Here is a 25,976-nt window from a genome sequence, read left to right on the forward strand (position 1 = left end):
ATCGGCGAAAATGCCGATCAATAACCAACCGAACCCAAGGAAAAGCCGCCAATCGAAGGCGTTTCGCCCCTTGTGTTCTTTCATTGGAGATAACAATGCTTGACCTGAAACGGATCGCCCGCAGCACTTTGCTGCCGCTTCTGTTGCTGCCGGCGCCATCCATCGCCGAAGATGGCGGCCCGCACGTTACCAGCTGCGAAGCGATCTTCCATATGGTTGCGGGCTGGCAGAAGCAACCGCCGGAGTGGCCCGATGTCGAGCTGACGGCCGAGGTCGTGTCGTTGGAGGTTCAGGATCCGATCGCCGTCACCACCCTTTGCCCACAAACCAGGACCCGCGTCGTTTGCCTGGAATACAACAACAGCGCCTTGAAGCCGGGAGACCGGGTCGATGTCAGCGGGCTGGTCTCCGGCACTTTCGAAGACGGCGTCGTGCTCGATCCCTGCGGCACCATCAAGGTCGAAGCTGACGAAAAAACCTGACGACAGAAACCCGAGATCAGCGGGCAGCCGTCGCCACACGCACGAGGGTCGCTGCCGCCTTGCCGGCACTCTCCATATAGCTCGCATCCCGGTGCAGGAGCACGACTGCAAAACTGCCGTCGAGCAGCAACAGCATCTGGCGCGCCAGCTCGCCTGCATCATCGATGCCCGCCACGGCAAACATCTGCGTCAGCCAGGCCTCGAACTTCTTCTTGTGGGCGGCACCGATGCGGATAGCGGGATGGCCGGGCATGTTCGCAAGCTCGGCCGACGTGCGCAGGAAGCCGCACCCCTTCCATTTCGAATGCCGCGCTGCCCGGGCGAGATTGACGAAGATCGCCTCGACCTTCGCGGCAAGATCGCCGTCTGCTGCATCGAACCATCTGCGGAAGAGCGCCAGGTTCGGCTGGTCGCGCCCTTCGAGATAGGCGGCGATCAGCTCGTCCTTGCTCCCGAAATGGTAATAGAGCGTGCGTTTCGTCACCCCGGCAGCTTCAGCCACCGCGTCGACGCTGACGGCGCGAATGCCCTCGGCATAGAAGAGTTTCGAGGCGGCATCGATGATGCCTTCCCGGGTGGTGCGCTCTGGTTTTGCCATATCGATGTATACCGACTAGTGAATATACTTTTGATCTTCCCTCACCTAGCCTTCTTTCGTCAATGCCTCGCTCGACGCGAGGAAGGGAGAACACCATGTCCGACACCGTATTGCTGCAGATTTCCGATGGCATCGCGCTTCTGACGCTGAACCGACCGGCCAAGCTCAATGCGCTGAACTACGAACTGATCGATTGGCTTTTGGGTCTGCTCGACATGATCGAGGTGAACGACACCGTCGGCGCGGTGATCATCACCGGTGCTGGCGAACGGGCCTTTTCCGCCGGCGGCGACATTCCCGAGTTTTCCGGGAGCGTTGCCAAGGGGGCGAACACCGCCGTGCGTGATTTCGTCCGCCGCGGCCAGCGCCTGACCGCAAGGCTGGAGGCATTTCCCAAGCCCATCATCGCCGCCGTCAACGGTCTCGCCTATGGCGGCGGCTGCGAAATCACCGAGGCCGTGCATCTTGCCGTTGCCAGCGATCGCGCCCGTTTCGCCAAGCCCGAGATCAGGCTGGGCATGCCGCCGACCTTTGGCGGCACCCAGCGCCTGCCCCGGCTTGCCGGCCGCAAACGCGCGCTGGAACTGCTTTTGACCGGCGACGACTTTTCGGCCGAACACGCGCTCGAACTGGGGCTGGTCAACAGCGTCGTTGCCCACGACGAGCTCATGCCTGCCGCCCGCGCGCTTGCCAGACGCATCCTGCGACATTCACCGCTTGTCGTCCAGACGATCATCACCGCCGTCACCCGCGGCCTCAACATGTCGATATCAGAGGGGCTTCTGGTGGAAAGCGAACAATTTGCCCGCATGGTGCCGACCGCGGACCTCACAGAGGCGTTGGTCGCCTGGAAGGATCGGCACAGAGATATTCAACCAATCGGTTGACAATAACCGCGAGATCGGCGATATTCAACGACATGGTTGAATATATGAACGATCGGCTTGACGCCGTATTCCATGCGCTGTCCGACCCGACGCGGCGGGCGATGCTGCAGGATCTGTCAGCGGGTGAGCGGCTGGTGGGCGAGTTGGCCGCACCCTTCTCGATCTCGCTTGCCGCCGCATCGAAACACATCAAGGTGCTCGAAGGCGCCGGTCTCGTGCGGCGCGAAGTGCGCGGCCGGGCGCATGTCTGCCGGCTCGACGCCGAGCCGATGCATGCCGGCATGGAATGGATGCGCCATTACGAAGCCTTCTGGCGTCAACGCATCGATGTGTTGGAGGCACTGCTTCTGGCCGAGGACGCCGCGAAGGCCGCAGACAGGCAGACCACGACGCCGCAGCAAACGGAGAAGAAGCGATGACACCGCAAGCCGGCATGGACGACGGCGGATATGCCCGGATCGTCGCGCCGGATGCGGCACGCATCGAGCGGTTGTTGCCCGGCCCGATCGAGCGCATCTGGGCCTACCTGACGGAGGAGGACAAGCGCCGCCAGTGGATGGCGTCGGGCACCATAGGTGCTATAGCCGAATCGACGGTCGAACATATCTTCCGCCATGAGGACCTCGGCACGGATTGCGGTGAGCCGCCAACCAAATATGCCGCCCTTGCCGGCGAAAGCCGTATCCATGGCCGCATCATCGCCTGCAAGCCGCCGTACCTGTTGGCCTATACCTGGGGCGAAGGCACGCCGACGCCGTCGCAGGTGCGCTTCGATCTGGAGGCCAAGGGCTCAGAAGTGCTGCTGGTGGTCACCCATTCGCGCATCGCGACACAGGAGATGATGGCAAGCGTGGCTGCCGGCTGGCACACCCATCTCGACATTCTCGCCGATGTGGTTTCCGACCGCACCTCGCATGGCTTCTGGAACAAGCATACTAGGCTCGAACAGGAATATGCGCGGCAGATCGCTGCGCGCTAGTACCCGTTAACACATCATACTTGCTGCACGGTTTTCTCCCTTGGATCGATATCGATCCAGGGGCCCATGCCGCACGCCCATTCACCCCAACAGGATCAAGGGAGGCTACAATGTTGCTTCAGGATAAGAGTGCGATTGTTTATGGCGGCAGCGGCGCCATCGGCGGTGCTGCGGCGCGTGCCTTTGCCCGCGAAGGCGCGAGTGTCTTTCTCGTTGGACGAACGGCCGAAACCCTGGATCGTACGGCCAAGGCAATACGGGCGGCGGGTGGAAAGGCGGAGTTCGACGTCCTCGACGTGATGGATCAAGCCGCCGTCGAGCGGCATGCGCAATCGGTTGTCGACCGAACCGGCAGGATCGACGTGGTCCTGACCGCTGTCGGCTTTGCCCACATTCAGGGCCCGCCGCTTTCTGAGCTGACGCTGGAACAGTTCGAGCACCCGATTGCAGCCTATACCCGCGCCAACTTCATCACCGCCAAGGCGGCAGCAGCGCAGATGGAAAGAAACGGCAGCGGTGTCATCCTGACGCTTTCGACGCCCGGCTCGCGCATGTCCGGCTCGGGTTTCCTCGGCTACGGCACCACCTGCGGCGCCATCGAGACCTTCTCGCGCATTCTCGCCGGCGAACTCGGCAGCCATGGCATCCGCGTCATCTGCCTGCGGCCGGATGCCATTCCCGAGGCACTGCCAGCTTCGCATGCGCGCGCCGTCTTTCAAGGGTTTGCCGACCGGTTCGATACCACTGTGGAGGAGATGCTCGACGGTCGGGCAAAGTCCGGCACATTGCTCGGCCGTTTCCCGAGGCTCGACGAGGTCGCCGACTATGCCGCCTTCGTCGCCTCGGACCGGGCGGGCGCCATGACCGGCGCGATCGCCAACCTCACCTGCGGCTCGCTGGTTGATTGAAATGAACGACCGGCGGACCTTCACAGGGTCGCGTCGGTCGTTCTCTTCAGCTGCGCGCAAAACCCAGAATGAACAGCGCCAGAGCGCCGATCGAGGAAATCGTGCGCACATGGTTCCACCAGACCCAGTCGGTCAGGTAGTGCTGCTGCCAGATTTCGGTGGCAGCCTGCCCAGACGTGGCAGCCGCCAGCGCATCGTTCATCGGCACGTTGAAGATAATGGTGACGATCAGCACGCCGGCGACGTAGGCGATGCCGCCGGCCGCCAGCAGCAGGCTGCCGTTACCGCCCCAGATGAAGGCCGCGACGACCAGCGCGAGCCCCAGAAGCGCCGTGCCCATGAAGGTACTGAGGAACAGCGGATTCTGGATCACCACGTTGATGGCGTTCATCGCCGCGATCCCCTGCTCCGCCGGCAGCCGCGACAAAGCCTGCATGATGCAGACCGAGAAGATGAAGAACAGCCCGGCCATCAGGCCGGAGCCGATTGCGGCGGCAAACGCCAGAGCGGGGATCAGCGGGATCATGCGGCGATACTCCAGACACCAGTTGCAGCGGTCTCCCGGGCATAGTCGGCGAAGTCGCGCGGTTTGCGCCCAAGCACGCGCTCGACATCGGACGTCACTTGCGAATTGCGCCCGTCGAGCACCGACGTGAAGAGATAGCGGATGAGTTCGACATAGTCATCAGGCAATCCGTCGGCCCGCAACTGCACCGTGAAGTCGGCAACCGGCACGGACTGATAGCCGATCCGGCGGTTGGCAGCCGTCGCGATCTCGGCCACGGCCTGGGCAAAGGTCATCAGCCGCGGGCCTGTCAGCTCATAGACCTTGCCGACATGCCCCTCGTCCAGAAGGGCTGCAACTGCCACGTCGGCGATGTCGTCGGTGCTGATGAAGGGTTCGGTGATCTCATCCGGCGGCAGGAACACCGATCCGCTGCGAACGGAATCGGTCAAAAAATCCTCGCTGAAATTCTCGAAGAACCAGCTTGCCCGGATGATCGTCCAGTCGGCGCCGGAGGCCTGCAGTTCGCGCTCGGCCGCTTCCGCCTCGTCCTCGCCGCGCCCCGACAGAAGCACCAGCCGCTTGATGCCCGAGCGAACGGCAAGCCTCGAGAATTTGCGGATGGTTTCGACGGCGCCCGGCACCGCCAGATCCGGCTGGTAGCTGATATAGATGCGCTCGACATTTTCAAGCACGGGCGCCCAGGTCGCCTCATCCGTCCAGTCGAAGGAAGGCGATGCCGAACGGGCGCCGATGCGCACCGCGATACCCCGCTCCTCAAGGCGGGCCGCCACCCGCCGCCCCGTCTTGCCCGTACCGCCCAGAACCAGTGTGAGTTTGTCAGTCATCGCTTCCTCCTGAGGTTGATTGCAAAACATGAGCATCTCTCACATTTGCAAATGTGATAAATCCTCGTATTTTAGGAGTCAAGTCAAAATGTGAGCATTACTCATGATTCCCGATGCAAGCCCTTCCACAATCCCCGCTGACGACGAGCCGGCGCTGCGCCGCACGCCCAGCCAGAAGCGCAGCCGCGAGCGCGTCGAGCACATCCTTTCCTGCGCCACGGCGATCATCCAGGAGAAGGGCAGCGACGCCATGCGCATGAGCGAAGTCGCTGAAAAGGCTGGAATCTCGATCGGCTCCCTCTACCAGTACTTCCCCGACAAGGCGGCGATCGTGCGCACGCTGGCCGAGCGCTACAATGCGGTCTGCAATGAATGCATCGGGGCCGAGCTTGCCAAGGTGACGTCGATCTCGGAACTGCGTGACGCCTTCTCCATGCTGTTCGACATCTATTACGATATGTTCCTGGCCGAGCCTGTGATGCGCGACATCTGGTCAGCGATGCAGGCCGACAAGGCGCTGCGCGAGATCGACCTTTTGCAAAGCCGTGCCGGCGGCCAGCTTCTGGCCGACGTCTGGGCTCGGTTTGCGCCCGACACGCCGCGCGAAACGATCGACAGCGCCGCCTTTTTGATCATGCATCTCGGCGATTGCACGATGCGGCTTGCGGTCTCCGTCACCAGAGCAGAGGGCGACCAGATCGTCGAAGCCTATAAACGCATGATCCTTCGTGATTTTGTCGCGGATGGACCGGGCGGCGGCGCAAGTCTAATTGACATCTCCGGGGTGCGATCCTAATCATCGTGGATCGATTGGTTCCCGCAACGCGAACGCGTTTCGGGAGTAAACGGGAACGTGACGGATGGACCCATGCTGGGCATTCAAATCACGGCCGACCCCGCGACTGTAGAGCGACGTGAATGCGCCGTTCCGGAGCGATCCGGAAGAAGCCACTGGAGACAAGACCGCGAGAGGGCGGCCCTTGCTCTGGGAAGGCGAGGCAAATCCAGGGTGATCTCACCCGACGTCCTGAGCCAGGAAACCTGCCAGTCGATGCGGGCATAGGGCCCAAACCGGGAAAGATCCCGACGCCATCACGGAGGTTGTCATGGCTACATCTACAGTTTCGAGCATTCCGCTCTCCCTCAGCGATCGTCTGACCGCAGGTATCATCGCGCTCCTCATCGGCGGCTTCCTCGTCTTCGGCGCAGGCCTGGCGAACTCGGCCGTGCTGCACGATACCGCGCACGACACCCGCCACTCCTATGGCTTCCCCTGCCACTAAGCGATGTTCCGGGACGCGACTTGCGTTCCGCATCGACATAGCTGCGGACAAAAACGCTTCCGGCAGACAGCCGGACGCGTTTGCTCGCGTCTGATGCAGATTGAAGATCTGCCGGACGGAGCCGTTCGCATATTTGCCAGTGGGACACGGCGCTGCCTGCCAGATGCATGGCGCGCCGATATCGAGGGATATCGAAAATGATTGTCAGAACGCTTCTGGCCGCGATCGTGGCTGGATTGATTGCCGGTGTCTTCATGACCGGCGCCCAGGAACTGCGCGTCGTACCGCTGATCCTGCACGCGGAAGAATTCGAAGGCGAGGCACCGGCCGCCGGCGAACAACCAGCCGTTCAGCCGGGAACGGCCGATCCGGCCGCAGCAAACCACGACCAGCATTCGTCGCTGAAGGCGGTTTCGCCGATTGGCGCTTTGCTTGACGCCCTGTCGCCGATCACGCCTGCCTACGCCCATGAGGGCGAACACGAGGAAGGCGGCATCATGTTCGGCATGAGCCGCTTTTCCGGCACGCTGATCGCCAATCTGGTGACCGGCTCCGGCTTCGCGCTGCTGCTCGCCGGCGTCAGCCTCGTCATCGGCTACCCGATCACGCTCAGGAACGGCGCGCTCTGGGGCGCCTGCGGCTGGCTTGCCGTGCACATGCTGCCGGCAATCGGTCTGCCGCCGGAACTGCCGGGCTTCCCGGCCGCGGAACTCGGCGACCGCCAGGTCTGGTGGGGTGCAACCGTGCTGTTGTCTGCCGCCGGTCTCTATCTGCTGGTCTTGCGGCAAGAGATCGCCGCCAAGATCATCGGCCTCGTGCTGATCGCGGCACCGCATGTCTATGGCGCGCCGCAACCGTCGGACATCTCCAGCAATGTGCCGGCCGTGCTCGGCGCTGAATTCGCCGTGGCAGCCCTTGCCACCACGCTCGCGTTCTGGATTGTTCTCGGCGTCGTGTCGGGCTTCATCAACGATCGTTTCGCCAAGGCGTAACAGACCGGCCAGATTTCGCCATCAACCCGGAGCCCCTGATATCGCCGATATCAGGGGCTTTGTCGTCGAGATGTCTCAGCGCGCCTGCAATGCCAGCAGATGCGCCTGCAACCGCGCGCGGCGGTCGTCCGGCGCCAGCATCACGCAACTGTCGCAGAAGCTGCCACCTTCCGTTCGATAATAGAGACAGCAGCCGCCGCGCAGGCGATAGGTGCGCGACAGCGCATGATTGCCGCCGATCTCGATCACGATGTCCTCGTAACGGAGCTTGTCGGAAAATAGCGACGTACCCGCGCGCTTGACGATCGCCAGCGCCCTCGCCATCGCGGTCTCCTCGTCGCCGAGGACGCGGCCGATCTCCAGGAACCCACCGGCAAGCGAATCCGCCGCAAGCCGCCATTGCGCGCCCGAGGACAGGCCGGTGCGACGCTTCAACATGACGACGATCGGCGCCAGATGCGCAGCGAAGGTTTCGCCGAAGACGTCCGCAGTCGCCGGGGCATGATCCCCGGCTGCGGGCAAGGCAAGGCTGAAATGAAACCGCTTGGCCGCGACAAGCCGTTCGCCATAGGCCCGCGAAAATTCTTCGAAGCGAAGGCCGCGAACGGCTGCCACGATGCCCCCACCGAGATAGAGGCCGCCAAGCGCGAGCGTGAGCTGGTTGCTGTAAAAGGCAATCAGATGGGCGGCGCGGATCTTGTCGTCCATGCCCTCGGCAAAGCGATCCTGATAGGCAAGGCTGTCTTCAAGCCCGACGCCCTCCTCCACCCAGAACCGCGCCTCGGGAAGAAATACGTCGCCGGCGGCCCCGAGCGAAAAGCCCACTTCGGGGAAAGACGACTGCAGGTGCGCGAGAACGCCAAGGGCGCTCTGGCGCAACGCCGCGTCCGCCTCGTCCTCCGCCGGGCGCTCGTCCTGCCGCTCGTGGCCCAAGCTCATGCCGTCTCCCTGGTCTCAAGCCAGCCGCCGCGAAAATCCGCCCGCTGCAATCCGCGCCGTATGGCCGGAATGCTGCGCGTCAGCTCCCAGACGAAACCGTTTCTGGCATTCTCGATCATCATCACGACAAGCCCCTGGTCAAGCCCGACCACGCGGTCGTCGACCCAACCCTCCGGGCCCACACCGGGCAGGCTCGGATTGAACCCGCCGGGAAACCGGCTCTCGCACAGAATGTCCGGGTAACAGTTCTCGAGCTCGGCGAGTGCCGACTGCGACGCATCGGCAGCGAAAGGCAGACAGGCAACCGGTGCCCAAGGTGCCAGCGTGCCATCGTCAGGACCACCGGGCGCGCCGCGCGCCGCATAGCCGAGCATCCGCTGCCAACGCCCATCGACAAGCCGCTGCCGCCCCGCCGGTCCACCGCAGGCGCTGAGGCCCCACATATCCCCGCCGTAACCGGCGAAATCGCCGGGATTGCGCTCGGCATGGGCTCGCTGCAGCGCGATCGCCCGGCAGGTATTGTCGAAATAATCAGTCGCCTCGTCACGCATCGGCGCATCGCCAATGCCGCGAAGGTCCAACCAGGCTTGCGGAAAGAGATGGACGAACAAAGGCGCGGCCTGCAGATGCGGCGCACCGTCGACCGTGGTCCACGCATAGGCGGCCGTGAATTCGCGGTAGTGCTCCGGGCCGATTGCATGGTGCGGCGCGCCGAGCGCGAGCACGTAGAGCAGCAGTGCCTCGCTGTAGCCCTGCCATCGATACTTAAGAAACCGCCCGGGCGGTCGCCAGCCCATCGTCAGTATCTCGCCACGGCCGAGCGCCCAGCGCCAATCCACCCGGGCATAGAGCTTATCCGCAAGCGCGCGGATTTCCCGCTCCCCCGCACTGTCGCCGGAGAAATAGGCGCCTGCGGTCAAAACGCCGGCAATCAGCAGCGCGGTATCGATGGTGGAAAGCTCGCACTGCCACACCCGCTCGCCGGTCTTCATGTGGAGAAAGTGATAGTAGAAGCCGCGATAACCGGTGGCGAGCGCATCGCTCCCCTGCCGGCTTTGCGCCAGAAACCGCAGGGTCATCAGCACCCGGCCGGCCGCTTCGCCGCGCCCGATCCAGCCGCGCTCGACGCCAACAGGGTAGCAGGAAAGCCCGAAACCGGTGGCAGGGATGCTTGAGGGCGCGTCGGGAAGCGACGTATCGGCGACAAGCCCGGTGCCGGCATCGCTATAGCGCAGGAAATAGTCGAAAGCGGCGGACTGCAGCCTATCGACCTGAAAACGCTCCGTATTCCGTGTCTGTTGAAGCATATCCTCAGCTCATGCAGGCCCGTCGGCACGGTATCGATCGGCAGTAAACCCTGTCGATATCACCTTTTATTGAAGGTCAGCCAACCCCAAACAGTCGCGATAAGCCAATCCTGTGCTACATTTCCTGAGATGACGCGGCTCGCAATGACGGGTTGAAGCGATGTTAACCATGCTGGCGTTGATCCTTTCCCTGACTGGTGGCCCGACCCAATCGACCGCCGCGCACACCGACGTCGATGTCGAACTGGTGCTGGCCGTCGACATGTCCGGCTCGATGGATCTGGACGAAGCCCGCGTCCAGCGCGCCGGCTACGTGCAGGCGCTGCGCCATTCCGACTTCCTCAATGCGGTAACGAGCGGTCGCTATGGCCGGATCGCCCTTGGCTATTTCGAATGGGCCGGCACCGTCAACGAATCCTCCGTCGTTGCCTGGCAGGTGATCTCCAACGCCGCCGAAGCGGACGCCTTTGCCGCGCTGATCGAGGCCCGCCCCGTCGGCACCCGCCGCGGCACCTCGATCTCCAACGCGCTCACTTACGGCACAGCGCTGATCGACTCCAACGCCTTTGCCGGCATGCGCCGCATCATCGACGTGTCTGGCGACGGACCCAACAATATCGGCCCACCGGTCATTCCCGCCCGCGACATCGCCATTGCCCGCGGCATCATCATCAATGGCCTGGCGATCCTGATTAGACCGTCCGTCTCGACCGGGCCGCTCGACCAGTATTATGCCGAGTGCGTCGTCGGCGGCCCGGGCTCCTTCGTGCTGCCGGTGCATGAGCCGGAAGATTTCGCCATCGCCATCCGCCAGAAGCTGATCCTGGAGGTCAGCGGCCTGCCGCCACCGCCGCGTGTGCGCCTCGTCGATGCCTTGCCCGCGCCCGACTGCCTGATCGGCGAGAAGCTCCGGCCAGGCTTCATCGACCGCGTCTATCCCGAACTTGACAAGTAGTCGGCCCACATTGGCAACGACGCTTTGCCATGCCAGATTGTCGTTTCCTTACTGCATGTTTCCTTAAATCCTATTCGATTTAAGGATAAAAACAGGCAGCCATTCAAAGTGCTACAGCGACATTTGCGCGTCTAATAAGACGCGCGGCGCTGTAGGGCGCGCGCGTCGATAAGATGCCGCGTTCAATCGTGGATCGATTTCCTTCATGTCCCTGACCACCCATCCTGCGGCGGCCGACGCGTCCACCGACACCAGCACCCGACAGATTCGCGACAAGCTGCGCGATGCGATCGTCGAACGACGGCTTGCGCCCGGAACCAAGCTGTCCGAAAGCGATGTCGGCGATCTGTTCAACGTCAGCCGTACGCTGGTGCGCGCCGCGCTGCAGTCGCTCGCCTATGAGGGGCTGGTCACTGTCGAGAAGAACCGCGGCGCCTTCGTCGCCCATCCCTCGCCGGATGAAGCCCGCCAGATTTTTGCGACCCGCCGACTGATCGAGCCGGGCCTCGTGCGCGCCGCCGCGCCGCGCATTGGCGCGGCTGATATCGATGAGCTGCGCCGCCTGCTTGCCGCCGAACATCAACTGACCGCACAGCGCGGCCGGTCGGCGCGCCGCGCCGAGATCAAGGCCTCGGGTGATTTCCACCTGGCGCTCGCCGATCTCAGCGGCAATGTCATTCTCAGGCGCTTCATGGATGAGCTGGTGGCGCGCTCCTCGCTCGTCATCGCGCTTTATGGACAATCGAGCGTCTCGACCTGTGGCCACGACGAGCATGGCGACATCCTGACTGCGATCGAAACCGGCGACATCGACACCGCCTGTGCGCTGATGATCCGCCATATCGATCACATCGAGGCCGATCTCGACCTCAGGGAGCGCAAGCCGACCGACCTCAGGGCCGCGCTCGATCTCTGATCGCTGACAGCCAAAACGCTTGAACGGTTTCAGGGAGACGGCCTGCACCCGGCCGCAGGCCCCTCGCCGCTCCCCACGCCTCCATCATTCGAAAAAATCTTTCGCAAAAATTGTCACGGCGAAAGCGTGCCGGCTCTCGTCCGAAAGCCTTGTCTTCCAGGGCTTCCGACGGCCCCCCATCTGGCCGAACACATCGGGTCGGCATCGTCATGGTTAAAAAAGTGCAGCCGCGGAGGGAACCATTGGCGCTCCCCGGCGTTGGCCTCGCGCTCAAAAGACTATGAACGAGGAATGCAAGATGAGCGAAAAAACCTTCGCAACGCCGATCCACCTGAAACTGTCGTCCAAGCGGCAGACCGTCGTCAGGACGGTCTGGGAGGCGCTCGAACTGCTGCGGCAATGGCCGGGCAGACGTGGACGGGAATATCGTGCCGCCCTTCAGCGCTGCCTGGATGCGCTTGACGGGCTGACCAGCGTCAACAGGGCAAGCCAATGCTTCACCGCGGCCGCCCGTGAATCGGGCCTTCTGCTTGCCTGAGAAAAACTCCAGTTTTCCGACATTCACGCACCGGCTGAACGGCCGGTGCGTCCACCGCTCTTAAACCGCATGCCGTTTTCGCAAAACCGCTGCACACTTTTGCGCGACATGCATCAGCCGCTATTGCGTCGGCCGGCCGACGATTTCGACCTTGTCGGAAACAAGTGCTGCCAGCGCGGCCTTGTCCAGCCGCCAGTCCGGCGAGCCATAGCCAAGCGGCCACTTGTAAGGCTCCCTGTCGTTGAAGAACACCACGGCCGTCAACAGCGGGAAACGCGCGCGATAAGTCCTGCGATCGAAGATTTCTGCGTACCAGGCGCGCTTGTAATCCGCTGAACCGGCAACCCCAAGCTCGGCAATCATCACAGGCTTTCCAAAGCCTTCGACGCGGCGGTATTTTTCGCCAAGCGTCTCGCCGAAGCTGCGCTCCCGCCCCCAATAGTCCACATCCATCTTCTGCAGACCCCACACGGGAATGCCGATGGCATCGACGACATCGTCGCCGGGATAGTAGCCGGCAAGGTTGCGATGGCCCTTGGGCGACCAGACGAAGCGAGCGTCAGGCGCCAGCTCCCGGCAGCTTCTAACGAAATAGCGAAACGCCTTCTTATAGCCGTCCATGTCGCGCCGCGCCCAGGGATAGCGGCCGTCAGGGTCCTCCATCTCGTGGCCCCAGCGCATGTAGACCGGCGCTGCAACCGCGCCGGCACGCCGGCAGATATCGCCGATCTCGCGGTCGAAACGACCGCGGCCGATATCGGCAAACAGCCGCTCGCCGCCCGCCCGCCAGTTGCTCGCATGGGTATAGGGCTCGACGGAGATCATCAGCGCCCGCCCTTGGCCCTCGGCAATGGCGATCTTGCGCTTCAGCATCGCCTTGTCGAGCGCCTGCCAATAGATGAAGACATGCTCGATCGTGAGCGCAGCGCTGCCCGTGACCGCGTCATGCGGATCGTAGACGCCGATCGCGACCTCGCCGCCGGGCGTGCCGGCAGACCGCGCCGCCGAGCTGATCGAGCCCGTCGTCAGCACGCGATCGACCGTGCCGCCGAGATCGGCAGCCGCAACCCGCGAGGCACCCGCCACCGGCAGAAGCGCCATGAGGCCGGCCAAAAACACCGATCTGAACATCGCAATCGACAAGAGCTGTCTCCGGCAGGAGGACTTTGAGCATTTCCAGGAAAAGCCCGGGAAGGTTCCGCCCGGAGTTGCCTGGAACACAAGGAGCTTGAGTATTTCCGTTCGTGCATCCAACGCGGAAACGGTCTAACGGCACTCGGAATGAAACGGGGTGCTGTGGCGCTCCGCCCTATGGGAATGGCTTTACAGCGAGCTTCTGAGGAAGCAGCGCGACGTATGGCCGAAACCGCTCGGCGAGCAGATATAGGGCGCGCGGCCGAGATAGGCGGAAACGCGCCGTCTTGCCGGCAGCGGCTCGACGATATCGTCCTCTTCCGCAACCTTGATCAGCTTGCCCTGCTTCGCGCCCGCGCTCGGTGCGCTTACGGCTGCCTTGGAGCCGGCAGACGCAAACAGCGGGCTTTCAGCCATACTCGCCGACGAACAGCCGGATGAGACAAGCAGAAGACCGAGAAGCGAGGCAGGTACGAGATACTTGAAACCCGAAACGGTGGTGCGGCGTGCGCCGCCCAAGGCGGTTAGGCTTCGCATAAGCATCCTTTCGAAGAAGCGGCCAGCGCCGCTTGGCAACTTCCCTACAGCGCCGCGCGTCTTGTTAGACGCGCAAAGGTCGCTGCAGCACTTTGAATGGCTGCATGTTTTGATCCTTAAATCGAATAGGATTTAAGGAAACATGCAGTAGCGGGAATCACCCAAGAAGTTCAACCCCCACTTCTTATTATTGACAGCTAAAATTAAGAGTTTCTTTCTTAGCGATGTCTTTTCACACGTACGGACGACCGAAATCGGCGCGGCAGGCACGGGCCTTCGCCTCGCCAGCCGCCGCCCAGCCAAGGCGCGATACGTGGCCGCAACAAAGAAACGCTGTGAGATCATCAGGCCGGGCCGCCAACCCACGCGCACCGATTTCAACCGCACACCGACGTCGACCATGCGCCAGTTGCGCGCCTGTCTTCCTTCCCTTCGCAGCGCCTGCCGCACCAGCCGCCATCGCCGCCATGCGCGCCGATCACCTGTCAAGCCGCAACAGCCGTTCGTCCGCGGGACGCTCGGCGCAAAACCGGGCCCGACCAAAGTCCCCCTCATTTCTGGCTGCCGGCTGTTTACACAGTGTTGACCTCTGTGACGCACCTTGGCTTCCAGGCGCAACATGTTTGAGCGTATGCGCCCACTCCAAAACTGCCCGCTCCGGCGGGCATTTTTTTGACCGCTCGGCGGTTATCTCACAGATGAGAAGTATCTAACCGTAGAGCAGCCAGGAGCGCGGTTCTCCAGCGCGACTGCTGTTGAGCCATTTTTAGGTCGCGGAAAGAACCCTGGTGGGCGCGAGGTCCCGGGCCGGCGCGAGCCTTTCATGAGAGACGTCCTTATCAGGCTCGCTTTGTCGGCCATTGCAATTTTTAGGCGTTTCACGTCTGCCTTGCATATAGCTTCAGCAATCAAGCGCGTGTTGTTAGCATTTTACAGGATTTCCGCTCACATCCTACGCGTTGCACGAGGATAGAGACCTCACGCCCGCTTTACGCTTCATCGAACGCAATGATTTAACAGGCTTGAGACGCAGATCTCGCAAACATTCGCCGGTAGGTTACAATGGTGGGCCCGGAGGGACTCGAACCCCCAACCAAGCGGTTATGAGCCGCCGGCTCTAACCATTGAGCTACAGGCCCACGCCGGATCAAAGATCCGGGACTCAGCGAACCAATGGCAGTTCGTGATCGGCAATGGCTCTAGCCGAAAACCTTTTTGACGACAAGTCATTGCCGCAATGCCCACACAATCGCTAAGCATGAAAGCAGCAGGGACAGAAACAACCGGAGAGACACGAACCATGACTTCCACACGCACTGCCCGCACGCTTTCCATTGCTGCCTTGGCCGCCGCCTTTGCGGGTATTGCCGCTGCCGGCGCGCACGCGCAAGATCCCGCCAAAAAGCGCGAAGCGATCATCACCGTGGCCGGCGAAGGCCGCTCATCGATCGCGCCTGACATGGCCATCCTGCAGCTGAGCGTCGTCAAGGACGCCAAGACCGCCCGCGAGGCGCTCGACGCCAACAACAAGACGATGGCCGAGGTTCTGGCTGCGCTGAAGGACGGCGGCATTGCCGAGCGCGACCTGCAGACGAGCGGCTTTTCGGTCAACCCGCAATACAACTACCCGCCCAACAATGACGGCGGCAACCGCCCGCCGGAGCTGATCGGCTACCAGGTGGCCAACGGCGTCAGCGTGCGCGTGCGCGACCTCGCCAAGCTCGGTGACATCGTCGACAAATCGGTGACATTGGGCGTCAACCAGGGCGGCGGCATCCAGTTCACCAACGACAAGCCGGAAGGCACCATCACCGAAGCGCGCAAGGCAGCCGTTGCCGACGCCATCGAGAAGGCCAAGGTTCTGGCCGAAGCTGCCGGCGTCTCGCTCGGCAACATCGTCGAGATCACCGAACAGGGCTTCCGCCCGGAGCCGGTGCCGATGATGCGCGCCGGCATGGCCAAGGAATACGCAGCCGACTCCGTGCCGATGGCAACGGGCGAAAACAGCTACAACGTGACCGTCAACGTCACCTTCGCGATCAAGCAGTAAGACCGACCGCTGAGGCCCGTCCCGCGGAAAGTGCGGGCGGGTTTTGCGGGCCTGCAGTTGGCTCGGTACGACGCTTCGCTTAGGCGGGCATCAGTCGCATAGCAAAGCCCCGTGCGGTTACAACCGCGCGGGGCTTTTTCTGTCCGGCTTGAGATTGAAGCATGTCGCGAAAGTGTGCCGCAGGCTTGCGATAACGACATGGGTAAAACAAGAGAACCCGGCCGCTGAGGATTATCGACCCCGTCTGGAGGCCAGAAGCACCGACCCCCTCCGGGTGGACCCTCTGTCGGCTAACCAGCGTCGCGGCCGATGCCAAGGCATCGCTCTGCGGTATGCTGCTCACCGGATGGAGCGCATACGGTCCCACGCACGACAGCGCCGCGCGTCGTATCAGACGCGCAAAGTCGCTGTAGCACTTGGAATTGCTGCGCGCTTTGATTGGCAGAGCCACGCTTTGCCCGGCCACTGAGGCAGCCCTCCCGCCAAACAACGCAAAGTGGGTCGCGGCTTCGCAACAGCGCCAGGTGGACCAGAGACTTGTGGCGTGCGGCCCAGCCCTGCTCTTCTGCGATGTGTCTCAGACAAAGAAAAACCCCTCACGCCTGGGGCGTGAGGGGGCGCATTTCCGCCGGCCGGGGGAGACAGGACGGAAAAGGCTTGGATTACCAGCGGCCGATAAAGGGGCAGCCGCGAACGTTGGCGAACGCGATCGTCTGGCGATAGCCGCGGCGGCTGCCTTCGACGACGACGCGGCGGTGCGAGACATCGGCGACATGGGCGCGGCGCAGGCCATGGTCACGGGCCTTGTCGACGGCCATCCAGGGGGCGCAACGGCTACGGCGGCCACCGCCATCCCAGCCACGGTCCGGACCGCGGCGCTCGCGACCCCAGTCGCGCTCGTCACCATAACCACCGTCGTAGTCGCGATACTGGACCTGGACGCCACCGCCCGAGTCGAAGCCGAATTCGACGGTTTCTGCGGAAGCGGTGGAAGCGGCGCCCACGAGGCCGGTCAAACCGATGACGACGGCGGCGGCTGCGTTGATGAGGGTATTCTTCATGGTCTTTCTCCGAGGGCTTGAAGGGTTCAATCTGCAATCACCGTCCCAAGCGATTGATCGGACAATAGCGGCGCCAAACTGAACGCTAGCGGAACTGCACATTCATGCGGGGTTCAGATTGCGGGCACCTGACGAAAACCGGCGGGAGACAAAGATTCGTTCGACTTTTAAGCGAGCCGCAACGGCGCGGTGCTGCCGCACCAGAACCGGATTTTCGCTAGAAATATCAGTTGATTAATGGAATCCCCGGCACGCAGGATTGCGATACCGCGCGCGACGGGCGGCATAAAAAGATCGCCACGATTTCCTTGAGGCGGCCGTGATGCGTCGCTGCCGATCAGCCGGCAAGTTCGGCTTCGAAAGCCCGCATGTTGCGATAATGGCTGAGCCGGGTGATCGACTGGTCCTCGATCTCGAATACGAAGACGGTGGGGATCGAATAGGTTTGGCCGGATGCGGCGGGAAAGCCCTCCAGCGTCTCACGATAGGTGCCGCGCGCCGTCACATCGGCGGCAATCCGCTGGCCGAAATTGTCGCGCATCAGCACGATGTCGCCATAGGTTTCGTCGAAATGCCGGAGATAGGTCATGATGCTTGCCCGCAGCGGCTCGACGCCGACGGTGCGCTGGCCGGTCAGCGAATCAAGCGCCACGTCCTCGTCGACAAGCCGCGCCAAGGCGTGGAAATCGCGGTCGTTGAGCGCCTCGATGAAGCGGCTGGCAATGGTCTGCGCGTCGGTCATATCTACCTCGATGCTGATTGCGTATGGCCATGCCTTTCGGACGGCAGACGAGGAAACGACGATCGAACGAACGCGCCGGCAAATTTCGTTCGCACCCCGTTCCCTAACCAATATGGAGGGGTGACAGTCCCCTTCAAGACGTTGCCGCGGTCAATCGGCAGATGTCATGGCCCCAGATGCAGCACGATCTCGCGGCGGTGCGGCCGGTCGCGGTGTTCGAAGAGATAGAGCCCCTGCCAGGTGCCGAGCGCCATGCGGCCCGCATTGACGGGCACGCCGATCGACACCTGCGTCAGCGCCGCCTTGATGTGAGCGGGCATATCGTCTGGCCCCTCCTGCGTGTGCACCACCCAGCGCATCGACGGATCGGAGGATGGCGGCACCAGCCGGGCGAAGAACTCGCGGAGGTCCCGCTTCACGTCGGGATCGGCGTTTTCCTGGATCAACAGCGAGCAGGAGGTGTGGCGGACGAACAGGGTCAAAAGCCCCTCGCCCGCGCCGTTGGCGCTGACGAAGTCTGCCGCCTCGTCGGTGAACTCGTAGAGCCCCTGGCCGCGGGTGGAAATGACGATCGTGGTCTGCGGCATCGGCGTTGGTTCTCCTCGGCTGGCGGCGGCAAGCGCGCCGCCACCTGAACGGGTTTGGCAAAAGCCGCTGCCAAGTCAAGCCCACTGCAGGTCTCCTTAAATCCTATTCGATTTAAGGATAAAACATGCAGCAATTCAAAGGGCTACAGCGACCTTTGCGCGTTTAATAAGACGCGCGGCGCTGTAGGCCTCCCGCCAAGTCTATTTCTCGAGAAAAGCCTCGAATCCGCCATAGATCATGCGCTTGCCATCGAACACATCCTTCCAGGCATCGCCTTGCAGCCGCGGATCCGCCATCACCTTGGCAACGATCGCGTCACGGTCGGCGCGCGACTTGTAGACGATCCAGGAAAAGACCACGGTCTCGTCGTCCTTGGCCTGCACGGCGCGGGGAAAGGACGTCACCTCGCCATAGGGCACGTCGTCGCCGAGGCATTCGGCATAGGAGAGTGCGCCATGCTCCATCCACACATCGCCCGCCTGCCGCGCCACGTCCTTGTAGGCCTCGATATTGCCCTTGGGCACGGCAACGATGAAACCATCCACGTAACTCATGTCGATATCCTCCTCGGTTGCTTCGACCAACAAAGGACGAACGGGATGGAAAGGTTCCGACAAAACCAGCGATTTTTTCAGATGATGAATGCTTGGGTGCCCTCGCCGCCTTTGCCGGCCGGCCTGTTGCGGCCACTCAAGGCTTTGAGAAAAAATCCGGGTCGCCTGTCGGCACATCCGCTTTTCGTTCGTCCTTGGGAAGACCACCGCCCAAGGGAGCAACAGTCATGCAGAAGATCACGCCCTTTCTCTGGTTCGACAACCAGCTCGAAGACGCCATCCAGTTCTATACCTCCATCTTCCGCAATTCCCGCGTCACCGACGTCAAGAAAGGGCCTGACGGTAAGGCGTTCACCGCCTCGTTCGAGCTTGAGGGACAGGCGTTCATGGGGCTCAACGGCGGGCCGCATTTCAAGTTTTCCGAAGCCGTCTCGTTCTTCGTGCGCTGTGCCGATCAGGCGGAGGTCGACTATTATTGGGAGCGCCTGCTCGACGGCGGCACGCCGCAGCACTGCGGCTGGCTGAAGGACCGCTTCGGCCTTGCCTGGCAGATCATACCGGATGCGCTGATGCAGCACCTGAGCGATCCTGATCCGGCCCGCGCCGGCCGCGCCCAGCAGGCGATGATGGGCATGGTCAAGATCGACGTCGCCGGGCTTGAAAAGGCCGCCGCCGGCTGAGCCCTATGCCAGCTGCTGATATGACATCAGCTTCCGCAACCGTTGAGTTGGCGGCTATAGAGCGAGGCCATGCCAGAGGCGCGTTTGGCGCCGGTCTTGGCCGTGTCGCTCCAGTTGCCGCGGGCATAACCGGCATGCCCGTGATAATAGGCGATGTAGAGCCGATAGGCGTCGTTGAGCGCGATGCCGTTCTTCTGGCTGCTTTCGCGGTGATACCAGGCAATGAAGCGGATGGCGTCGCCGAAATCCGAACGCCGCGCCGTCCAGCGGCCGGTTTCGCTCTGGTAGCGCGCCCAGGTGCCGTCGAGCGCCTGCGAATAGCCATAGGCCGATGAAACGCGCGTCCAGGGAATGAAGCCGAAGAGTTTTGTGCGCGGCGGCTTGGCATTATGGCGGAAGCCGGATTCCGTATAGATCGTCGCCATCAGCACCGGAACGGGCACGCCATATTCGCGCTCCGCCTGATAGGCGGCGCGGCGCCAATTGTTGAAAAGGCCATCTCGCTGCTCGAAAACCGCGCACGCGTTCCGGGTGTCTCTCGGCACCGTTGCGCAACCGGCCAGCAACAGGAGGACGACGACAAAAACGCAACGCATCTTCGAACCTCTCGTTTCCGAGAGATTGATAAAACGTAAACGTTAAGGATCGGTTTTGAATCGAATACGATTGATTGCGGGGCTACCGCATACGTCCTGAAGTCGGATCCGATTTAAGGATAAATTATGCAGCAGGTTCAAAGTGCTACGGCGTCCTTTGCGCGTCCGCAGGTTTCCGAAGATCATGCGAGCGCGCGTCGACGGCGGCAGGCGCGAAACGAGGAGAGCGAAGACATGCGGTTTCCTGCTTTGATGTTTGCAACCCTTGTCGGACTGGTGGGCCTTGCACCCGCCGCATGGGCCGACGATTGCGCCAATGCCAGCGACCAGGCGACGATGAACGAATGCGCTGATAAATCCCTCAAGGCCTCCGACACCGAACTCAACACCCTCTACAAGCAGATCGAGGCGCGCCTGAAGGACGACCAGGACACCACCAAGCTGCTCATTGCCGCACAAAAGGCATGGATCGCCTTCCGTGATGCCGAATGCGATTTTTCCGCCGCCGGGGTTACGGGCGGCACCGCCTATCCGATGATCGTCCTTCTGTGCCGCGATAACCTGACCCAGAACCGCGTCAAGGATTTCAAGGGCTATCTCAGCTGTCAGGAAGGCGACCTCAGCTGCCCGCTGCCGCCGGTAAACTGACGGGCTGATGGGCAGGCTAGCCAAAACGCTTGTGATGACCGCAGCGATCATCGGGCTGTTGTGGACCGGCGCGCAAGCCGCCGACCGGACGGCGCTCTATGTCAGCGATGCGATCGTCACAGGCACCGGCGAGCAGAACCGGCAGATCGGCTTTCGCGAATGCCTGAGCGAGGTTCTCGTCAAGGTCTCCGGCGATTTCACGCTCACGGGGAGCACGGCACTTGCCGCCCTGCAGGTGCAAGCCGCAGAGTTCGTCGCCTCGTTCTCCTACCGCGACCGGCTGGAAGGCGTCCCGATTCATGACGAGCAGGGAACGCATGACCGCCCGCATGACCTTACCTGCCGTTTCGATCCCACCACCATCGATCCGCTCCTGGCAAAGCTCGGGCGCAAGCCGTGGCTGTCGCCGCGGCCGACAATCGCCGTGCTGCTTGCCGTTCACGATCAGAGGCGCCGCTTCGTGCTGACGCGCGACGGCAGCGAGAGCCCGTATATGGCGGATTCGCTTGCCGTCGCGGCAGTACCGCTGGCGCTCTCGGTGCGGCTGCCCGATGCTGCAACGCTTACAAGCAAAGACCTTGATTTCGTCCATCTATCGCGCCAGCGGCCGGCCGAGCTCAAACAGCTCGCAACGGATATCGGCGCGGAAGTGCCCCTCGCCGGCACCCTCGTATGGTCCGATGCCGCCCGCGGCTGGATCGCCGACTGGCGCATCACCGAAAACGGCAGGGAGTATCGCTGGCAGATCCGCGGCGTCAGCTTCGACGAGGCCTTTCGGGATGCCATGCGCGGCGCCGCGCGCATACTCTCCGGCAACGGCGCGCCGTAGATAAGCATCGTATTGCCGATTGTTGCGCTCAGCGCCTGCTGATCTCAGCCCAGGGACGCGACCAACTCGCGATAGGCGGCTTCCGGGAAGGCCTTGAGCGTCCGCGTGCGCACATTGCCACCCATGCCGAGCGTCATGGCAAAGCGCGCCGCCACCGCATCGTCAGGCGCCTCGCAGATAGCCACCATGTCGTACTCGCCCATGGTCAGAAAGAAATGTTTGAAGGAGCCGCCCATGTCGGCGAGCATCTTCTTGGCCGCGTCGAGCCGCTTGGGAGACTCGCGCACGTTCTTAACGCCCTGCTCTGTCCAGTTGAGGAGCACGACATAAGTGGTCATTTCACACCTCCATGAGGGCACGCTTCACGCCCACGGTGCGACTGCCCGTGCTTCAAGCCGGGTGCCCCAATTGCTCCGAAAGGGGAAGTATAGTCCTGTGCGAAGACACCTACAAGAAAGCATCGGAACAACAAAAAAGCCGGGCTGAGCGCCCGGCTTCTTGATGGTTCGACCTTCGACCGCTTAGCTGTCGAGGAACGAGCGCAGCTTGCGCGAGCGGCTCGGATGCTTGAGCTTGCGCAGCGCCTTCGCCTCGATCTGACGGATACGTTCGCGGGTAACCGAGAACTGCTGGCCGACTTCTTCGAGCGTATGGTCGGTGTTCATGCCGATGCCGAAGCGCATGCGCAGGACGCGCTCTTCGCGCGGCGTCAGCGAGGCAAGAACGCGGGTCGTCGTTTCGCGCAGGTTCGCCTGGATGGCGGCATCGATCGGCAGCAGCGCATTCTTGTCCTCGATGAAATCGCCGAGATGCGAATCCTCTTCGTCGCCCACCGGGGTTTCGAGCGAGATCGGCTCCTTGGCGATCTTCAGGACCTTGCGGACCTTTTCGAGCGGCATGGCGAGCTTCTCGGCCAATTCTTCCGGCGTCGGTTCGCGACCGATTTCATGCAGCATCTGGCGCGACGTGCGAACGATCTTGTTGATCGTTTCGATCATGTGCACCGGAATGCGGATCGTGCGGGCCTGGTCGGCGATCGAACGGGTGATCGCCTGACGGATCCACCAGGTCGCATAGGTCGAGAACTTGTAACCGCGACGGTATTCGAACTTGTCGACCGCCTTCATCAGGCCGATGTTGCCTTCCTGAATGAGATCGAGGAACTGCAGGCCGCGGTTGGTGTACTTCTTGGCGATGGAGATGACGAGGCGCAGGTTCGCTTCGACCATTTCCTTCTTGGCGATGCGCGCTTCGCGCTCGCCCTTCTGCACCATCGAGACGATGCGGCGGAATTCGGCGATCGAGATGCCGGTTTCGGTCGCAAGGTTCTGGATCTCCTGGCGGATGTCGCGGATCGTCTGGTTTTCGCTCTTGGCGAATTCCTTCCAGCCCTTGCCGGCCAGGTTGCTGATCGACTTCATCCAGTTCGGGTCGAGTTCGGCGCCGGAATACTGCTCGAGGAACGAGTCACGCTTGACGCCGTAGGATTCGGCCAGGCGCAACAGGCGGCCTTCGTTCTGCATCAGGCGCTTGGAGATGTCGTAGAGCTGCTCGACGAGGCTGTCGACGCGGTTCTGGTTGAGCGACAGCGACTTGACCGCCTTGATCAGCTCGTCCTTGAGCTCCTTGTAGCGGCGCTCCTGGGCAGGCGACAGCGTGCCAGTGGCAGCCAGGCGGGCTTCCACCTGCTGGTCCTGCAGCTTGCGCAGCTTCTTGTAGGTCTCGGCGATGATGTCGAGGGTTTCCATGACCTGCGGGCGCAGTTCCGCTTCCATGGCGGCGAGCGAGAGGTTCGACTCGTCGTCGTCTTCCTCTTCCTCCTCGCTCGGCATGACATCGCCGCCGACATTGGTGATGTCGTCGTCGTTGGCGGCGCGAACCTTGCGGGTCTTTTCCTTTTCCTCGGCAGCCTTGCGGTCAGCCTCGATCTTTTCCGGGCTCTGGAACTGCGGAGCAGCCTTTGCCTCGGGACCGGAATAGGTGGTTTCGAGATCGATGATCTCGCGCAGCAGCGTCTGGCCTTCGTTGAGTTCGTCGCGCCAGATGATCAGCGCCTGGAACGTCAACGGGCTCTCACAGAGACCAGCGATCATCGTCTCGCGGCCAGCCTCGATGCGCTTGGCAATCGCGATTTCGCCCTCGCGCGACAGAAGCTCTACCGAACCCATTTCGCGCAGATACATGCGCACCGGGTCATCGGTTCTGTCGGTCGGCTCTTTCTTCTTCGTCGCCGCAAGCGCCGTGCCGCCGGAAGGGGCCAGTTCGCCGCCTTCGCCGTCGTTGTCGTCGTCGCTGCTTTCGTCGTCGCTGCTGCCGCCGGCGGCTTCCTCAGCTTCCTCGTCTTCGATGACGTTGATGCCCATGTCGGAGAGCATCGCCATCGTGTCTTCGATCTGCTCGGAGGTGACTTCTTCGGACGGCAGGACGGAGTTCAATTCGTCCATCGTCACATAGCCGCGCTTCTTGGCGGCCTTGATCATCTTCTTGACAGCGTCATCGGAAAGATCGAGAAGCGGGCCGTCCGGAGCGCCTTCGCGTTCAACGTCAGCTTCTTCGTTTTCTTTGACTTTGGTTGCCATTTAGTTCGTCGCTTTCCTTGTCGCAACCGGCGTGAGCCCGGTGCAAATGCCGCTCGAAGGTCCGGGTGCGCCGCGCACCCGCCACCGAATCATTTCCCCTGACGTAACGGGATGATGTTTAATTCCTGATTAACCACGATAGCGATCGTGGCAAAGCGGGCAAGCTCCGACAGTCCTGCCACTGAAGCACTACTGGCATGATATCCTAACCGCCGTGTCATTTCGCCATTTCTTGCTTGGAAATGGTGATTCCCAGAATTTTCGATCCCGTCAAGCATTTCCGCTGAAAAACCGCCCGATTCGGCAAAAATCGCCTCAGTTCATGTTTTTTGGTGTTTATCAGCGTCCGCTGAACATGTAGGCGCTGCCCGTCAAAAGACAAGGGTCGATACCGCTTATCGGCAAGGCTCCGTTGTGCCTTGGCCAACGGCGCAACCATGACTATACGCGTTGGCACCCTCACACCGAAAGCCCGTCATATTTGACGATCTTCACTGCCTCAATGTCGAACTCCGGCAGACAGCGCAGGTTGACGGCCGCCATGGGTCCGTTCGGACCGGCCCCTTCGCCGAAGGGTGCGATGCCACAATGGTTGCAGAAATGATGCTTGATGACATGCCTGTTGAATTCATAGGTCGAGAGATCAGCTTCCGGCGTCTTCAGCCTCAGACTGTCGCGCGAAACGAAGGCCAGCAATCCGCCACGCCGGCGACACATCGAACAATTGCAATCGATCGCCTCGGCGAAGTTCCCCTCAACTTCGAAGGCAATCTTTCCACAATGACAGCTTCCCTCATAGCGCATGCACGGGCTCCTCTGATCGTCTCAACCGCTGATCGCAGACATCGGCAGCGTCGGCAAAGATAGTGCACCGCAGCCGACGAACAAGCCGGATCAACAAGACGCAAAACAATTCCTGAAACGGCGGACTTCGTCTTAGAGTTCGCAACATTATTCCGGTTTTTCGCTTGCCCGCGACCCGATCTCGAAAGACCTTCCGCCCTACTGCATGTTTCCTTAAATCGTACCCGATTTATGGACAAAAACATGCGGCAATTCAAAGCGCTACAGCGACCTTTGCGCGTCTGAAAAGACGCGCGGCGCTGCAGGAAACGGAGGCCAGAATGAACATCAAGGAAACCGACGCCATGCGCGTCATCAGCATTGCGCGCAGGATCACAATCCCGGACGTCAGGCATGCAGCCGCCGAGCTGGCACCGCTGATCGAGGCGGAGATCGGCCGGGCGGGGCGCAAGCCCGCAGGGCCTTGGATCTTCATCGCGCAGAACCTGCCGAAGAACGCCAGAACCGTCTTTGACTGGCGCATCTGCCGACCCGTCGAGCGTGGCGAGGGCTATCGCGGCGCGCTGGATATGATCGAGCTCGAGCCGATCATGGTAGCCTCGACCCTGCATCAAGGCCCGATGCGAAGCCTCTTCACCCAGGGCTATGCGCCGCTGGTGGAAAAGATCGAGATGAGCAGACACAATTTCTCCGGCGAGAGCCGCGAGATTTATCATCGCTGGGCCGGCCCGGGCGCCCGCTACCACGAGATCGAGATCCAGTTCGGCCTTGCCAACTAGAGCATTTCCAGGAGAAGTGCGCAGCGGTTTTCCGTCAGGAAATGCGCAAAAACAAAGAGATATAGCGTTTCTGCGATTCCGTCTAAACGGGAAACGCTGACGAAAAAGCCGCGCATCCGTGGAACGCGCGGCCTGGTGGTTTCCGGCACTGCGCCGAAGCGTCCCGCTTACCAGTCCATGACGACCTTGCCGGAGTTGCCGGAGCGCATGGCCTCGAAGCCGTCGCGGAACTCGTCGATGCCGATGCGGTGGGTGATG

31 protein-coding genes, 1 tRNA gene and 1 riboswitch are annotated in these 25,976 nt (G+C 62.0%); of the genes, 16 read left to right on the forward strand and 16 right to left on the reverse strand.

The window, feature by feature from the left end; translation table 11 throughout:
* The first annotated feature begins 95 nt into the window (after positions 1 to 95).
* Entirely contained in the window at positions 96 to 482 is a 387-nt protein-coding gene (locus ASD52_RS24115; protein WP_025427854.1) for a hypothetical protein, read from the forward strand.
* A gap of 16 nt (positions 483 to 498) precedes the next feature.
* Here ASD52_RS24115 and ASD52_RS24120 read toward each other — a convergent pair whose 3' ends face one another.
* A complete protein-coding gene (locus ASD52_RS24120) occupies positions 499 to 1,080 on the reverse strand; it encodes a TetR/AcrR family transcriptional regulator (RefSeq protein ID WP_038576295.1) in 582 nt (193 codons plus the stop codon).
* A gap of 95 nt (positions 1,081 to 1,175) precedes the next feature.
* Between ASD52_RS24120 and ASD52_RS24125 the strand changes: the two genes are divergently transcribed.
* The 4 genes from ASD52_RS24125 (at position 1,176) to ASD52_RS24140 (ending at position 3,854) form a co-directional block, all read left to right on the forward strand.
* Positions 1,176 to 1,967 (forward strand): crotonase/enoyl-CoA hydratase family protein, encoded by a 792-nt coding sequence (locus tag ASD52_RS24125; protein WP_025427855.1) that lies wholly within the window; start codon positions 1,176 to 1,178, stop codon positions 1,965 to 1,967.
* A 44-nt stretch (positions 1,968 to 2,011) separates the two neighbouring features.
* A complete protein-coding gene (locus tag ASD52_RS24130) occupies positions 2,012 to 2,386 on the forward strand; it encodes a metalloregulator ArsR/SmtB family transcription factor (RefSeq protein ID WP_225906551.1) in 375 nt (124 codons plus the stop codon).
* Complete coding sequence (locus ASD52_RS24135; RefSeq protein ID WP_057210270.1) at positions 2,383 to 2,946, forward strand: SRPBCC family protein; 564 nt, start codon at positions 2,383 to 2,385, stop codon at positions 2,944 to 2,946. Before ASD52_RS24130 ends, ASD52_RS24135 begins: the two co-directional genes overlap by 4 nt.
* 110 nt (positions 2,947 to 3,056) lie before the next feature.
* A complete protein-coding gene (locus ASD52_RS24140) occupies positions 3,057 to 3,854 on the forward strand; it encodes an SDR family oxidoreductase (RefSeq protein ID WP_025427858.1) in 798 nt (265 codons plus the stop codon).
* A 46-nt stretch (positions 3,855 to 3,900) separates the two neighbouring features.
* Here the strand turns inward: ASD52_RS24140 and ASD52_RS24145 are convergent, their stop codons facing one another.
* Both ASD52_RS24145 and ASD52_RS24150 read right to left on the reverse strand, forming a co-directional pair.
* Positions 3,901 to 4,380, reverse strand: coding sequence for an anthrone oxygenase family protein (locus tag ASD52_RS24145; RefSeq protein ID WP_025427859.1), 480 nt, complete (start codon positions 4,378 to 4,380; stop codon positions 3,901 to 3,903).
* On the reverse strand, positions 4,377 to 5,207 hold the full coding sequence (locus ASD52_RS24150; protein WP_025427860.1) for an NAD(P)H-binding protein: 831 nt from the start codon (positions 5,205 to 5,207) through the stop codon (positions 4,377 to 4,379). Before ASD52_RS24150 ends, ASD52_RS24145 begins: the two co-directional genes overlap by 4 nt.
* 103 nt (positions 5,208 to 5,310) lie before the next feature.
* Here ASD52_RS24150 and ASD52_RS24155 point away from each other — a divergent pair, with 103 nt between their 5' ends.
* From ASD52_RS24155 to ASD52_RS24165, 3 genes are all read left to right on the forward strand, one after another.
* Positions 5,311 to 6,003, forward strand: coding sequence for a TetR/AcrR family transcriptional regulator (locus ASD52_RS24155; protein ID WP_025427861.1), 693 nt, complete (start codon positions 5,311 to 5,313; stop codon positions 6,001 to 6,003).
* A riboswitch (cobalamin riboswitch) is annotated at positions 6,002 to 6,271 on the forward strand. (Overlaps the previous gene by 2 nt.)
* 42 nt (positions 6,272 to 6,313) lie before the next feature.
* The gene (locus tag ASD52_RS24160) at positions 6,314 to 6,490 is read left to right on the forward strand and encodes a CbtB-domain containing protein (RefSeq protein ID WP_025427862.1); all 177 of its coding nucleotides are present in this window, start codon (positions 6,314 to 6,316) and stop codon (positions 6,488 to 6,490) included.
* Positions 6,491 to 6,687: 197 nt separating this feature from the next.
* Positions 6,688 to 7,482 carry a CbtA family protein gene (locus tag ASD52_RS24165; RefSeq protein ID WP_025427863.1) on the forward strand — a complete coding sequence of 265 codons (795 nt, stop codon included), beginning with the start codon at positions 6,688 to 6,690 and terminating at the stop codon, positions 7,480 to 7,482.
* Between the two features lie 75 nt (positions 7,483 to 7,557).
* Here ASD52_RS24165 and ASD52_RS24170 read toward each other — a convergent pair whose 3' ends face one another.
* Entirely contained in the window at positions 7,558 to 8,421 is an 864-nt protein-coding gene (locus ASD52_RS24170) for a (2Fe-2S)-binding protein (protein ID WP_025427864.1), read from the reverse strand.
* Positions 8,418 to 9,728 carry a glucoamylase family protein gene (locus ASD52_RS24175; RefSeq protein ID WP_057225657.1) on the reverse strand — a complete coding sequence of 437 codons (1,311 nt, stop codon included), beginning with the start codon at positions 9,726 to 9,728 and terminating at the stop codon, positions 8,418 to 8,420. Before ASD52_RS24175 ends, ASD52_RS24170 begins: the two co-directional genes overlap by 4 nt.
* Before the next feature lie 160 nt (positions 9,729 to 9,888).
* Here ASD52_RS24175 and ASD52_RS24180 point away from each other — a divergent pair, with 160 nt between their 5' ends.
* The 3 genes from ASD52_RS24180 to ASD52_RS24190 all read left to right on the forward strand — a co-directional run bounded on the left by ASD52_RS24180 (position 9,889) and on the right by ASD52_RS24190 (position 12,137).
* Entirely contained in the window at positions 9,889 to 10,683 is a 795-nt protein-coding gene (locus tag ASD52_RS24180; protein ID WP_025427866.1) for a DUF1194 domain-containing protein, read from the forward strand.
* A 205-nt stretch (positions 10,684 to 10,888) separates the two neighbouring features.
* Positions 10,889 to 11,599, forward strand: coding sequence for a GntR family transcriptional regulator (locus tag ASD52_RS24185; RefSeq protein WP_025427867.1), 711 nt, complete (start codon positions 10,889 to 10,891; stop codon positions 11,597 to 11,599).
* Positions 11,600 to 11,897: 298 nt separating this feature from the next.
* Positions 11,898 to 12,137: a DUF982 domain-containing protein gene (locus ASD52_RS24190; RefSeq protein ID WP_025427868.1), complete on the forward strand. Its 240-nt coding sequence runs from the start codon at positions 11,898 to 11,900 to the stop codon at positions 12,135 to 12,137.
* Between the two features lie 120 nt (positions 12,138 to 12,257).
* Here ASD52_RS24190 and ASD52_RS24195 read toward each other — a convergent pair whose 3' ends face one another.
* From ASD52_RS24195 to ASD52_RS24210, 3 genes are all read right to left on the reverse strand, one after another.
* Positions 12,258 to 13,280, reverse strand: a complete 1,023-nt coding sequence (locus ASD52_RS24195) for a glycosyl hydrolase (RefSeq protein ID WP_051509175.1) — start codon at positions 13,278 to 13,280, stop codon at positions 12,258 to 12,260.
* Between the two features lie 180 nt (positions 13,281 to 13,460).
* Entirely contained in the window at positions 13,461 to 13,808 is a 348-nt protein-coding gene (locus tag ASD52_RS24200) for a hypothetical protein (RefSeq protein ID WP_038576297.1), read from the reverse strand.
* 1,063 nt (positions 13,809 to 14,871) lie between these two features.
* Positions 14,872 to 14,947 (reverse strand) — tRNA-Ile (locus ASD52_RS24210).
* A 161-nt stretch (positions 14,948 to 15,108) separates the two neighbouring features.
* Here ASD52_RS24210 and ASD52_RS24215 point away from each other — a divergent pair.
* Positions 15,109 to 15,858 carry an SIMPL domain-containing protein gene (locus tag ASD52_RS24215; protein ID WP_057210308.1) on the forward strand — a complete coding sequence of 250 codons (750 nt, stop codon included), beginning with the start codon at positions 15,109 to 15,111 and terminating at the stop codon, positions 15,856 to 15,858.
* A gap of 662 nt (positions 15,859 to 16,520) precedes the next feature.
* Here ASD52_RS24215 and ASD52_RS24220 read toward each other — a convergent pair.
* From ASD52_RS24220 to ASD52_RS24235, 4 genes are all read right to left on the reverse strand, one after another.
* A complete protein-coding gene (locus tag ASD52_RS24220; protein ID WP_057225659.1) occupies positions 16,521 to 16,919 on the reverse strand; it encodes a hypothetical protein in 399 nt (132 codons plus the stop codon).
* Positions 16,920 to 17,256: 337 nt separating this feature from the next.
* Entirely contained in the window at positions 17,257 to 17,661 is a 405-nt protein-coding gene (locus ASD52_RS24225) for a ketosteroid isomerase-related protein (protein WP_025427874.1), read from the reverse strand.
* Positions 17,662 to 17,825: 164 nt separating this feature from the next.
* Positions 17,826 to 18,248 (reverse strand): secondary thiamine-phosphate synthase enzyme YjbQ, encoded by a 423-nt coding sequence (locus ASD52_RS24230; RefSeq protein WP_025427875.1) that lies wholly within the window; start codon positions 18,246 to 18,248, stop codon positions 17,826 to 17,828.
* 201 nt (positions 18,249 to 18,449) lie between these two features.
* The gene (locus ASD52_RS24235; protein WP_057225661.1) at positions 18,450 to 18,803 is read right to left on the reverse strand and encodes a DUF1428 family protein; all 354 of its coding nucleotides are present in this window, start codon (positions 18,801 to 18,803) and stop codon (positions 18,450 to 18,452) included.
* A 227-nt stretch (positions 18,804 to 19,030) separates the two neighbouring features.
* Here ASD52_RS24235 and ASD52_RS24240 point away from each other — a divergent pair, with 227 nt between their 5' ends.
* Complete coding sequence (locus ASD52_RS24240; protein WP_025427877.1) at positions 19,031 to 19,483, forward strand: VOC family protein; 453 nt, start codon at positions 19,031 to 19,033, stop codon at positions 19,481 to 19,483.
* 26 nt (positions 19,484 to 19,509) lie between these two features.
* Here the strand turns inward: ASD52_RS24240 and ASD52_RS24245 are convergent, their stop codons facing one another.
* Complete coding sequence (locus ASD52_RS24245) at positions 19,510 to 20,079, reverse strand: transglycosylase SLT domain-containing protein (protein WP_025427878.1); 570 nt, start codon at positions 20,077 to 20,079, stop codon at positions 19,510 to 19,512.
* A gap of 234 nt (positions 20,080 to 20,313) precedes the next feature.
* Here ASD52_RS24245 and ASD52_RS24250 point away from each other — a divergent pair, with 234 nt between their 5' ends.
* Complete coding sequence (locus tag ASD52_RS24250) at positions 20,314 to 20,727, forward strand: lysozyme inhibitor LprI family protein (RefSeq protein ID WP_025427879.1); 414 nt, start codon at positions 20,314 to 20,316, stop codon at positions 20,725 to 20,727.
* Between the two features lie 34 nt (positions 20,728 to 20,761).
* Complete coding sequence (locus ASD52_RS24255) at positions 20,762 to 21,556, forward strand: DUF2066 domain-containing protein (protein WP_158268959.1); 795 nt, start codon at positions 20,762 to 20,764, stop codon at positions 21,554 to 21,556.
* Positions 21,557 to 21,600: 44 nt separating this feature from the next.
* Here the strand turns inward: ASD52_RS24255 and ASD52_RS24260 are convergent, their stop codons facing one another.
* The 3 genes from ASD52_RS24260 to ASD52_RS24270 all read right to left on the reverse strand — a co-directional run bounded on the left by ASD52_RS24260 (position 21,601) and on the right by ASD52_RS24270 (position 24,939).
* Positions 21,601 to 21,894 (reverse strand): GYD domain-containing protein, encoded by a 294-nt coding sequence (locus tag ASD52_RS24260; RefSeq protein WP_025427881.1) that lies wholly within the window; start codon positions 21,892 to 21,894, stop codon positions 21,601 to 21,603.
* A gap of 183 nt (positions 21,895 to 22,077) precedes the next feature.
* The gene (gene rpoD / locus ASD52_RS24265) at positions 22,078 to 24,135 is read right to left on the reverse strand and encodes an RNA polymerase sigma factor RpoD (protein ID WP_025427882.1); all 2,058 of its coding nucleotides are present in this window, start codon (positions 24,133 to 24,135) and stop codon (positions 22,078 to 22,080) included.
* A 459-nt stretch (positions 24,136 to 24,594) separates the two neighbouring features.
* Entirely contained in the window at positions 24,595 to 24,939 is a 345-nt protein-coding gene (locus tag ASD52_RS24270; protein WP_025427883.1) for a GFA family protein, read from the reverse strand.
* A 320-nt stretch (positions 24,940 to 25,259) separates the two neighbouring features.
* Between ASD52_RS24270 and ASD52_RS24275 the strand changes: the two genes are divergently transcribed.
* The gene (locus ASD52_RS24275) at positions 25,260 to 25,718 is read left to right on the forward strand and encodes a hypothetical protein (RefSeq protein ID WP_025427884.1); all 459 of its coding nucleotides are present in this window, start codon (positions 25,260 to 25,262) and stop codon (positions 25,716 to 25,718) included.
* Positions 25,719 to 25,976: the final 258 nt, after the last annotated feature.

It is taken from the genome of Ensifer sp. Root142, from assembly GCF_001426785.1.
Classification (GTDB): domain Bacteria; phylum Pseudomonadota; class Alphaproteobacteria; order Rhizobiales; family Rhizobiaceae; genus Ensifer; species Ensifer canadensis.

Bases quoted from the DNA above. Each gene is read 5' to 3' on its own strand.
- ASD52_RS24120 (WP_038576295.1), bottom strand. From the start codon at position 1,080: ATGGCAAAACCAGAGCGCACCACCCGGGAAGGCATCATCGATGCCGCC.
- ASD52_RS24200 (WP_038576297.1), bottom strand. From the start codon at position 13,808: ATGCGAAGCCTAACCGCCTTGGGCGGCGCACGCCGCACCACCGTTTCG.
- rpoD (WP_025427882.1), bottom strand. From the start codon at position 24,135: ATGGCAACCAAAGTCAAAGAAAACGAAGAAGCTGACGTTGAACGCGAA.
- ASD52_RS24125 (WP_025427855.1), top strand. From the start codon at position 1,176: ATGTCCGACACCGTATTGCTGCAGATTTCCGATGGCATCGCGCTTCTG.
- ASD52_RS24150 (WP_025427860.1), bottom strand. From the start codon at position 5,207: ATGACTGACAAACTCACACTGGTTCTGGGCGGTACGGGCAAGACGGGG.
- ASD52_RS24260 (WP_025427881.1), bottom strand. From the start codon at position 21,894: ATGACCACTTATGTCGTGCTCCTCAACTGGACAGAGCAGGGCGTTAAG.
- ASD52_RS24275 (WP_025427884.1), top strand. From the start codon at position 25,260: ATGAACATCAAGGAAACCGACGCCATGCGCGTCATCAGCATTGCGCGC.
- ASD52_RS24170 (WP_025427864.1), bottom strand. From the start codon at position 8,421: ATGAGCTTGGGCCACGAGCGGCAGGACGAGCGCCCGGCGGAGGACGAG.
- ASD52_RS24135 (WP_057210270.1), top strand. From the start codon at position 2,383: ATGACACCGCAAGCCGGCATGGACGACGGCGGATATGCCCGGATCGTC.
- ASD52_RS24175 (WP_057225657.1), bottom strand. From the start codon at position 9,728: ATGCTTCAACAGACACGGAATACGGAGCGTTTTCAGGTCGATAGGCTG.
- ASD52_RS24250 (WP_025427879.1), top strand. From the start codon at position 20,314: ATGCGGTTTCCTGCTTTGATGTTTGCAACCCTTGTCGGACTGGTGGGC.
- ASD52_RS24230 (WP_025427875.1), bottom strand. From the start codon at position 18,248: ATGCCGCAGACCACGATCGTCATTTCCACCCGCGGCCAGGGGCTCTAC.
- ASD52_RS24255 (WP_158268959.1), top strand. From the start codon at position 20,762: ATGACCGCAGCGATCATCGGGCTGTTGTGGACCGGCGCGCAAGCCGCC.
- ASD52_RS24245 (WP_025427878.1), bottom strand. From the start codon at position 20,079: ATGCGTTGCGTTTTTGTCGTCGTCCTCCTGTTGCTGGCCGGTTGCGCA.
- ASD52_RS24130 (WP_225906551.1), top strand. From the start codon at position 2,012: ATGAACGATCGGCTTGACGCCGTATTCCATGCGCTGTCCGACCCGACG.
- ASD52_RS24235 (WP_057225661.1), bottom strand. From the start codon at position 18,803: ATGAGTTACGTGGATGGTTTCATCGTTGCCGTGCCCAAGGGCAATATC.
- ASD52_RS24190 (WP_025427868.1), top strand. From the start codon at position 11,898: ATGAGCGAAAAAACCTTCGCAACGCCGATCCACCTGAAACTGTCGTCC.
- ASD52_RS24115 (WP_025427854.1), top strand. From the start codon at position 96: ATGCTTGACCTGAAACGGATCGCCCGCAGCACTTTGCTGCCGCTTCTG.
- ASD52_RS24145 (WP_025427859.1), bottom strand. From the start codon at position 4,380: ATGATCCCGCTGATCCCCGCTCTGGCGTTTGCCGCCGCAATCGGCTCC.
- ASD52_RS24270 (WP_025427883.1), bottom strand. From the start codon at position 24,939: ATGCGCTATGAGGGAAGCTGTCATTGTGGAAAGATTGCCTTCGAAGTT.
- ASD52_RS24225 (WP_025427874.1), bottom strand. From the start codon at position 17,661: ATGACCGACGCGCAGACCATTGCCAGCCGCTTCATCGAGGCGCTCAAC.
- ASD52_RS24240 (WP_025427877.1), top strand. From the start codon at position 19,031: ATGCAGAAGATCACGCCCTTTCTCTGGTTCGACAACCAGCTCGAAGAC.
- ASD52_RS24165 (WP_025427863.1), top strand. From the start codon at position 6,688: ATGATTGTCAGAACGCTTCTGGCCGCGATCGTGGCTGGATTGATTGCC.
- ASD52_RS24180 (WP_025427866.1), top strand. From the start codon at position 9,889: ATGTTAACCATGCTGGCGTTGATCCTTTCCCTGACTGGTGGCCCGACC.
- ASD52_RS24185 (WP_025427867.1), top strand. From the start codon at position 10,889: ATGTCCCTGACCACCCATCCTGCGGCGGCCGACGCGTCCACCGACACC.
- ASD52_RS24220 (WP_057225659.1), bottom strand. From the start codon at position 16,919: ATGAAGAATACCCTCATCAACGCAGCCGCCGCCGTCGTCATCGGTTTG.
- ASD52_RS24160 (WP_025427862.1), top strand. From the start codon at position 6,314: ATGGCTACATCTACAGTTTCGAGCATTCCGCTCTCCCTCAGCGATCGT.
- ASD52_RS24215 (WP_057210308.1), top strand. From the start codon at position 15,109: ATGACTTCCACACGCACTGCCCGCACGCTTTCCATTGCTGCCTTGGCC.
- ASD52_RS24155 (WP_025427861.1), top strand. From the start codon at position 5,311: ATGATTCCCGATGCAAGCCCTTCCACAATCCCCGCTGACGACGAGCCG.
- ASD52_RS24140 (WP_025427858.1), top strand. From the start codon at position 3,057: ATGTTGCTTCAGGATAAGAGTGCGATTGTTTATGGCGGCAGCGGCGCC.